Genomic DNA, 7,944 nt, shown 5'->3' with positions numbered 1-7,944 from the left:
GAATGTATTTCCATGACTTCCGTTTTTCTTACTCGCCGCACAATGTTGAGCGGTGGTACGCTTCTGGGTTTCAGCGCTCTGCTTGCGGCCTGCGGTCAGAAGGCGGCTAATGAGGCGGGCGCCTCGGCATCATCGACCGCTACGCCAAGTGAAACCGCCTCAGCCACCGGCGGTGAGTCATCCTCCGCATCGGCTACCCCTTCTACTGTTCGAGGCTACTCTGGCGGCTCAAAGGCGCCTAACGGCGAGTACCGAAAGGCCGACAAATACGGCCCAGCCCAGAACGTACCGAAACCCAGCCTCCCCGAAGAAGGCTACAACGAAAAGTCTCTAGAAGGCCTACGTAAAACATTTGACGCATGGGTCCAGTGGGGAAACTACGGTATCCAGACTGGTGACTATGCAAAGGCACGAGAATTTATTTCGCCTAATTTCAGCTCCGAATTAGAAGCTTACGAAAGCGTCGAAAAACTATACAGGCGCGGCGGATGGGTTATCGACGGTATCGAAAAATTTACAGCTGATGGGTCGCCTTGGTCCGAAGACGGCGAAACATATTTCTGGAAAATGTATCGTAACTGGAATCAGGAAATCCACGTTGAACCAGACGGTAAATGGACTGCATGGGATAACGAAGATAAAACTAACGATACTCTCAAAGTCAAAATGAAACATGACGGCCAAAAGTGGTCAATTCTAGACTTCGAAGAATTCAACGTCTAAGCAGCATTCACCTTTTTACACACCACACCGATATGAGGAATACATTTCCACGACTTCCGTTTTTCTTACCCGCCGCGCAATGACATGCAGTATGTATGGCCCTCTATGCTGGATACCTACGAGAAGGATATTAAGTTCCTCAAGGATATCGAACGCCTTTATCAGCGCGGAGGCTGAGGTGGTGCGCTCCCCGGGCTGGGTCTGTATTCCTACTTTCTAATTTACTTTTCTGACAGAAAAGATTATAATAAGAAGTATTTATTTTCGGAGGTTTTTATGTCATTTCTATCAAAAAATTGGGCAGGGCTGTCAGTCTGTCTGATCATTTCTATCATCTCTTGGGTTTTAGGAGGATTTCTGCCTGTTGTGGGAGCACCTGTTTTCGCCATTTTTATCGGAATGATTCTCCATCCCTTTCTCACTTCCTATACACAACTGGATGCCGGTTTGACTTATAGCTCCAAAAAATTGCTTCAGTATGCTGTTATTTTGCTTGGGTTTGGACTCAGTATCTCACAAGTTTTCGCAGTTGGAAAATCTTCCCTTCCTGTCATCATTTCGACCATTTCTATCGCTTTAATTATTGCTTTCTTTTTCCAACGCTTTTTTAACCTTGATACAAAGCTAGCTACCTTGATTGGAGTTGGATCTTCTATCTGTGGCGGTTCTGCCATTGCAGCGACTGCTCCTGTTATTCACGCCAAGGAAAAAGAAGTAGCCCAAGCCATTTCTGTTATCTTTTTCTTCAATGTCTTGGCAGCTCTTATCTTTCCAACTCTAGGTTCTTGGCTCCATCTTTCCAACGAAGGTTTTGCTCTCTTTGCGGGTACTGCGGTCAACGATACTTCCTCTGTGACAGCTACTGCTAGTGCCTGGGATAGTCTTTACAATGCAAACACTCTTGAGCCTGCAACTATTGTCAAGCTGACACGCACTCTAGCTATTATCCCTATCGTTCTCTTCCTCTCCTATTGGCAAAGCCGTCAACAAGGCGACAACCAAGGAGTGAAGCTTAAAAAAATCTTCCCCGTTTTCATTCTCTACTTTATCCTAGCTTCTCTGCTAACTACTCTTCTCACATCTTTCGGTGTCAGCACTAGCTTCTTTTCACCTCTCAAACAACTCTCCATATTCTTCATCATCATGGCTATGAGTGCTATTGGTCTCAAAACCAACCTCATTGCTATGATTAAATCCAGTGGAAAATCCATTCTTCTTGGAGCCCTTTGCTGGATTGCTATCATCCTGACTAGTCTTGGCGTGCAATTACTCATCGGTATTTACTAAGAAAAAAGGGAGCCTAAAGGCTACCTCAGAACGTAGACAAATCAGATGGATTTTGGACTGTCGTTGGCTCGCTTTCTCAAGAGCAGCTGAAGGAAAAAGGGTTACTGAAATAACCCCATAACCATTGAGAAGCCACATGTGTATCAGCGCATGGTGACTTCCGTAAAATGGTGTCTATGGCTAAGAAAACTAAAGGTAAGAAGAGCGGCGCAGCAACCGCCGCCGTAGCACTGCTGACCGAGACGAACACCCCCTTCCAGATGCGTGAATACGAGCACGTTGAGGGCGTCACTTCCTTCGGTGAAGAGGCCGCGAAGAGCCTCGGCGCCTCCGAGGAGCAGGTGTTCAAGACCCTGCTGATTGTGCACGAGAAGGATTTCGCGGTCGCGATCGTTCCGGTGTCTGGCAAGCTGAACATTAAGGCTGCCGCGGCGGCCCTGGGATGGAAGAGCGCCTCCATGTGCGACCCGAAGGTCGCTGAGCGCCGCACAGGCTACGTGGTGGGCGGTATTTCTCCGCTGGGCCAGAAGACCCCCTCCCCCACCCTGCTCGATGAGTCTGCACAGCTTTTTGACACGATCATGGTCTCTGGTGGTAAGCGCGGCCTGGATGTTGAGCTCGCCCCGGACGACCTGCTGAAGCTCACCAACGGCAAGTACGCTGACATCCGCGCTTAGTCCGCGCTCAGCGGGAATAATCCGCCCGGCCGCGGCGTTACATATGCCGTAGGAGCCTGGGCATGAGAGCAAACTGAAGGAGTCATCATGGGCAATTCGCTACCCGGCGTGGGTGCTATCGCCAAGAACTGGCGTGAAGTGCTCAAGCCTGAAGAGTACGCTGTTCTGCGTGAGGGCGGCACCGAGCGCGCGTTCACGGGCGAGTACTGGAACACCCACACGGAGGGTGTGTATTCTTGCCGTGCTTGCGGTACGGAGCTGTTCCGTTCCGATCAGAAGTTCGATTCGCATTGTGGTTGGCCGTCGTTTTTCGCGCCGCTGGCTGAGGATCGTGTGCGTTACCTGGAGGATACGACGTTCGGTATGCGCCGTGTGGAGGTGCGTTGCGCCGCCTGCGATTCGCACCTGGGTCACGTGTTTGAGGGTGAGGGCTACCCGACTCCCACGGATTTGCGGTATTGCATTAATTCGGTGTGTCTGACGCTGGCCCCGGCTGGTGAAGCACAGCCTGGTGATACTCCGGTTGACGAGGCGCCAGCTGACGAGGCGGAATCCGCCGAATAAACCCCGGCAAGACCCCTCGCGGGCACGCCGGTGAACCCCTTATTGTGAGTCTCTCTAAATTCGAGGCTTTAAGCTCGGGCGGGTAGAATGGCGTAGTGCCTTCGCGGGCACGTCACCCCGCCCGGGCTCGTGTTTGCTCGGGCGTGCGCCTACCCGGGTATCTGGCGCATCGTATGGGCGCGTCGAATCAGACAGAGGAAAAGGATTGAGTGCATGAGTACCGCAGCTGAACAGAATGCCGCAGGCACCCCTCAGCTGACCCTTAACGGTATCGAAGTTCCGGATGTTGTTCCTCTGGAGGCCCCTTCCTCACCGATTCCGACTCTCATCACCACTGAGAGCGGTCTGCGTCGTGCCGCTGAGCAGTTGGCGGCGGCGTCCGGCCCGGTGGCTGTTGATACTGAGCGTGCTCAGGGCATCCGCTACGGTTCGCGTGCTTTTTTGGTGCAGCTTAAGCGTGAAGATCAGTTGTACCTGATTGACCCTGAGGCGTTTAAGGATTTGCGCATTATTAACGATGCTTTGGCGGATGCTGAGTGGGTTATTCACGCCGCAATTCAGGACTTCCCGAGCCTGGATATGCTCGGTATGCGCCCGAACCGTCTGTTTGATACGGAGCTTGGTGCGCGTCTTGCCGGTCTGGAGCGCGTGAACCTGGGTGCGACCGTTGAGGAGCTTCTCGGCTATAAGCTGGCGAAGAAGCACTCGAAGGAAGACTGGTCGCGCCGCCCCCTGCCGGAATCCTGGTTGAACTATGCTCTGCTGGACGTTGACGTGCTCATTGATTTGCGTGATGCGTTGGAGGATTTGCTCCGCCAGCAGGGTAAGCTGCAGTACGCTCTGGAGGAGTTTGAGTACCTGTGCAAGACCCCGGTGAAGGATCCGACGGATCAGCCGGAGCGTTGGCGTAAGACGAAGGGCCGCACGATGTTGCGTTCGGTCAAGCAGCTGACGGCGCTGCGTAACCTGTGGCTTGAGCGTGACTCGCTGGCACGTAAGAAGGACGTCGACGCGAAGCGTCTGCTACCTGATTCTGCGATTGTGGAGGCGGCACGCACCATGCCGCGTAACGTTCCCGCCATCATGGCGATCCCCGGTTTTCAGACGCGCAGTTTGCGTCGTGAGGGCCCGCGCTGGGTGCGTGCTATTGCCGCGGCGGCACGCGGTGAGAACGCCGTACCGTTCACTTTGCCGTCGACTGCCCCGCCGCCGTTGAAGGCCTGGGAGTCTAAGCGCCCCGAGAACTTGGCGCTGTTCACCGAGGTTCGTCAGGCAATTGATGAGCTCTCGGAGGAGCTGACCATTCCGGCGCAGAACCTGATCACGACCGATTATGTTCGCCGCCTCTGCTGGGAGCCGCCGGCTCGTTTTGACGAGCAGACCCTGCGGGATGCGCTCGCCGAGTACGGTGCGCGTTCGTGGCAGACGGGTCTGGTTGCCCCCGTGATTGCGCCGATTTTTGCCCGTCACCTGGGGTAGATTTCTCTAACGCTGAATAGATGTGTGTGCCGGTTGGGTGTGTTGCTGATGCGACCGCCCGACCGGCATTTTGTGTGCCTCGGGAGTTTGACACGGTAGTTTGTCCCGGTATTTTGCCTCAGCAGTTTGTCTCCGGTGCAAACGTGAACCAAGCTTAGCCTGCTCTCATTCGATTTTTGTCCCAAACCGGCATAGGGTGGAGAGAGTACACGAAAGGAACCACCATGCCCGCGCCCAACGGATGCTGCCGCTCTCAGAAGGCATGCGCCTCCCCCGCTGCATCTGCCGCAGTTGAATCTAATGCCGTCGACACCGCAGTCGATACCGCAGCAACTGAATCTTCTGCGCGCGTCTTTTCCCGCCGCGCAACCCTCATCACCGGTGCCGTCGCATCCGGTGCGTTGCTCGCCTCCTGCGCTGAAGGTGACTCCAACGTTACCGCACCCGAAGGCACCGTTGAGGTGGGTTCCGCCTCCGCAGTGGGCGTGGGCAAGGCTGCTAAGCTGACCCACGGCTCCACGACCGTAATCGTCTCCCAGCCGTCCGCGGGTGAGTACAAGGCGTTCAGCACCGTGTGCACCCACCAGGGCTGCCAGGTGCAGGTGCAGGATTCTAATCGCATCGTGTGCCCCTGCCACGGCTCCGAGTACGCTGTGGCTGACGGCTCGGTCGTGCACGGCCCCGCGGAGGAGGCGCTGACCAGCTACCCGGTGCAGGTGAAGGGCGGCAAGATTTTCGTTAGCGGCACCGGCAATTCCTAAAACAGGAGGCTCAGAACCTACGCACAGCAAAACCTCCATACGGCAAGACCTGCGCACAGCGAAGCCCCACCCATCAGTCGTGATGGGCGGGGCTTTGTGCTGTCTTATGGTGCCCGCGGCTACTGATGCTTGCTATTGCGGCGCGCTCAGGCGGCACATCTCAGGTACGACCGTTTAGCGGGTGTGGCGCGGCTTCTGGCCCTCTTCACGAGCGAACGGAACCTTATCGCCAGCCAGTTGCGCACGCAAATCCGCGATAATGGTTTCGGCGGTCAGGCCGACCTCTTCCAGAATCTGCTCGCGAGAAGCGTGCGGAATGAACTCCGCCGGAAGACCCAGCTCGCTCAGCGCGGTATCCACGCCAGCCGCACGCATTTCCTGGCGGATGCGCGAACCCACGCCGCCGGAACGCACGCCGTCCTCAATGGTCACCACAATGCGGTGATCACGAGCCAGCTCAACGACCGAAGACGGCACCGGCATCACCCAGCGCGGGTCAACCACGGTGGACTGGATGCCCTCGGCGGCAAGCACCTTGGAGGCTTCCAGAGCCACGCGAGCCATAGCGCCCACGGCAACGAACAGCACGTCACGCTGACCGGTCTCCGGGTGGGGTTCACCGGTGCGTGCCAGCACGTCCACGCCATCGCTGCGGCGCTCCAGGGCGGGAATGTCCTCGCCCACGGAGCCCTTCGGGTAGCGAATCACGGTCGGTGCGTCGTTAATAGCTACAGCCTCACGCAGCTCTTCGCGCAGGGTCGCGCCATCACGCGGAGCCGCCAGGTGCAGGCCCGGAATGAACTGCAGCATCGCCAAATCCCACATGCCGTGGTGGCTTGCACCGTCCGGGCCGGTAATGCCGGAGCGGTCCAGCACCACGGTCACGCCCGCCTTGTGCAGGGCAACGTCCATGAGCAGCTGGTCAAAGCCGCGGTTCAGGAAGGTTGCGTAGAGGGCAACCACCGGGTGCATGCCGCCGTACGCCAGGCCGGCGCTCATCGCCACGGCGTGCTGCTCAGCGATACCTACGTCAATAACGCGCTCGGGGTGGCGCTTCTGGAATTCGCGCAGACCCACGGGAATGAGCATCGCGCCGGTAATACCGACGACGTTCTCCTGCTCATCCGCAATATCTGCAATTTCGCGGCCAAAGACGCCGGTCCACGACTCAGAGGTGCTGGTCGAAACATCCTCACCGGTCAGCGGGTCAATCTGGCCCACCGCGTGGAACTGGTCGTCCTCATTAGCGCGGGCGGGTGCGTAGCCGTGGCCCTTCTCGGTAATGGCGTGCACAATCACCGGGCCGGCGTAGTTCTTTGCCGCGGTCAGTGCGTTCTCCACAGCCTGCTGGTCGTGGCCGTCAATGGGGCCCACGTATTTCATACCCAGGTCTTCAAAAATGCCCTTGGGTACGACGACGTCCTTAATGCCCGCCTTCATGCCGTGCAGGCCGCGGTACACCATCTGACCGACGGGGCCGCCACGCTGCAGACCGATGCGCACTGCATCCAGAGCGCTGTCGTAGCGGTGATCGAGGCGCACGCGATCCACCTGCTGCTGCACACCGTGCTTCAGCTCAGAGAGCTGGTTCGCGAAACCGCCAATGGTCGGCGCGTAGGAGCGGCCGTTATCGTTGACCACAATCACGACCTTGCGGGTGCGGTCGGCAGCAATATTGTTCACAGCCTCCCACGCCATGCCGCCGGTCAGCGCGCCGTCACCAATGAGGACCACGGTGTAGCGGTCATCTTCACCGTTGAGCTTGTGCGCGCGAGAAATACCGTCAGCCCACGAAATTGAGCTGGAGGCGTGCGAAGACGCAATAATGTCGTGCTCAGACTCGCCACGATCCGGGTAACCCGACAGGCCACCCTTCTGACGCAGAGTCTTAAACGCGTGACGACCAGTCACCAGCTTATGCACATAGGACTGGTGGCCGGTGTCGAAAAGAATGTTGTCCTTGGGAGATTCGAAGACACGGTGAATGCCGAGGGTCAGCTCCACAACGCCCAGGTTCGGACCCAGGTGACCGCCGGTCGCCGACACATTCGTCACGATGAACTGGCGAATTTCCTTAGAGAGCTCCTCCAGCTGCTCGTAGCTGAGGTTCTGCAGGTCCGCCGGGGACTGAATACCCGGGAGCAACTTGGCAGTGGCACCATTACCAATGCTGTAGTCGGCGGTGGGTGCGCCACCGGCGGCGCTATTCGGGGTCTCCTCCTGCGGCAATGCGTTTTCAGCGGACATACACCCACACTCCTCAAGGTCGGGGCACGGCTCATTCCGTGCATTGGTTCTTCAATGATTCTACCGTTTAAGGTGCCAAAAAGCAGATTTATGCGCCCGCAGAGCAAGACGCACCGGGTTGAGCGAAAACGGCCTGAAATAACCCCTAGTGGGCAGGCTGGTGAACAGCCCAACCCGCCCAACACTGCGATTATTTGCTTCTTTGT

The 7,944-nt window shown here is 57.0% G+C and carries 7 protein-coding genes; 6 read left to right on the top strand and 1 reads right to left on the bottom strand.

The genetic code is table 11. The features are described from left to right. The 6 genes from HMPREF2749_RS04090 to HMPREF2749_RS04065 all read left to right on the top strand — a co-directional run. The coding region (locus HMPREF2749_RS04090) for a DUF6318 family protein (protein ID WP_371325932.1) at nucleotides 1-723 on the top strand (723 nt) is incomplete at its 5' end. Nucleotides 724-999: 276 nt separating this feature from the next. After that, nucleotides 1,000-2,010: a YeiH family protein gene (locus HMPREF2749_RS04085; RefSeq protein WP_070593503.1), complete on the top strand. Its 1,011-nt coding sequence runs from the start codon at nucleotides 1,000-1,002 to the stop codon at nucleotides 2,008-2,010. A 176-nt stretch (nucleotides 2,011-2,186) separates the two neighbouring features. After that, nucleotides 2,187-2,687: a Cys-tRNA(Pro) deacylase gene (gene ybaK, locus HMPREF2749_RS04080; RefSeq protein ID WP_049340583.1), complete on the top strand. Its 501-nt coding sequence runs from the start codon at nucleotides 2,187-2,189 to the stop codon at nucleotides 2,685-2,687. A gap of 87 nt (nucleotides 2,688-2,774) precedes the next feature. Next, a complete protein-coding gene (msrB, locus tag HMPREF2749_RS04075; protein WP_070593502.1) occupies nucleotides 2,775-3,251 on the top strand; it encodes a peptide-methionine (R)-S-oxide reductase MsrB in 477 nt (158 codons plus the stop codon). A gap of 213 nt (nucleotides 3,252-3,464) precedes the next feature. Next, the gene (locus tag HMPREF2749_RS04070) at nucleotides 3,465-4,730 is read left to right on the top strand and encodes an HRDC domain-containing protein (protein ID WP_070593501.1); all 1,266 of its coding nucleotides are present in this window, start codon (nucleotides 3,465-3,467) and stop codon (nucleotides 4,728-4,730) included. Nucleotides 4,731-4,954: 224 nt separating this feature from the next. Continuing rightward, nucleotides 4,955-5,491, top strand: a complete 537-nt coding sequence (locus HMPREF2749_RS04065) for a Rieske (2Fe-2S) protein (protein ID WP_070593500.1) — start codon at nucleotides 4,955-4,957, stop codon at nucleotides 5,489-5,491. 174 nt (nucleotides 5,492-5,665) lie between these two features. Here HMPREF2749_RS04065 and dxs read toward each other — a convergent pair whose 3' ends face one another. Then, a complete protein-coding gene (dxs, locus tag HMPREF2749_RS04060; RefSeq protein ID WP_083301085.1) occupies nucleotides 5,666-7,738 on the bottom strand; it encodes a 1-deoxy-D-xylulose-5-phosphate synthase in 2,073 nt (690 codons plus the stop codon). Between the last annotated feature and the right edge of the window lie 206 nt (nucleotides 7,739-7,944).

Source organism: Rothia sp. HMSC075F09, from assembly GCF_001810515.1.
In the GTDB taxonomy this organism is placed as follows: domain Bacteria; phylum Actinomycetota; class Actinomycetes; order Actinomycetales; family Micrococcaceae; genus Rothia.
Note: the sequence above shows the minus strand (reverse complement) of the source record. Positions and strands in the feature narration are given on the sequence as shown.

Excerpts from the sequence above, each read along its gene's own strand:
- HMPREF2749_RS04065 (WP_070593500.1), top strand. The coding sequence starts at position 4,955 with ATGCCCGCGCCCAACGGATGCTGCCGCTCTCAGAAGGCATGCGCCTCC.
- msrB (WP_070593502.1), top strand. The coding sequence starts at position 2,775 with ATGGGCAATTCGCTACCCGGCGTGGGTGCTATCGCCAAGAACTGGCGT.
- dxs (WP_083301085.1), bottom strand. The coding sequence starts at position 7,738 with ATGTCCGCTGAAAACGCATTGCCGCAGGAGGAGACCCCGAATAGCGCC.
- ybaK (WP_049340583.1), top strand. The coding sequence starts at position 2,187 with ATGGCTAAGAAAACTAAAGGTAAGAAGAGCGGCGCAGCAACCGCCGCC.
- HMPREF2749_RS04070 (WP_070593501.1), top strand. The coding sequence starts at position 3,465 with ATGAGTACCGCAGCTGAACAGAATGCCGCAGGCACCCCTCAGCTGACC.
- HMPREF2749_RS04085 (WP_070593503.1), top strand. The coding sequence starts at position 1,000 with ATGTCATTTCTATCAAAAAATTGGGCAGGGCTGTCAGTCTGTCTGATC.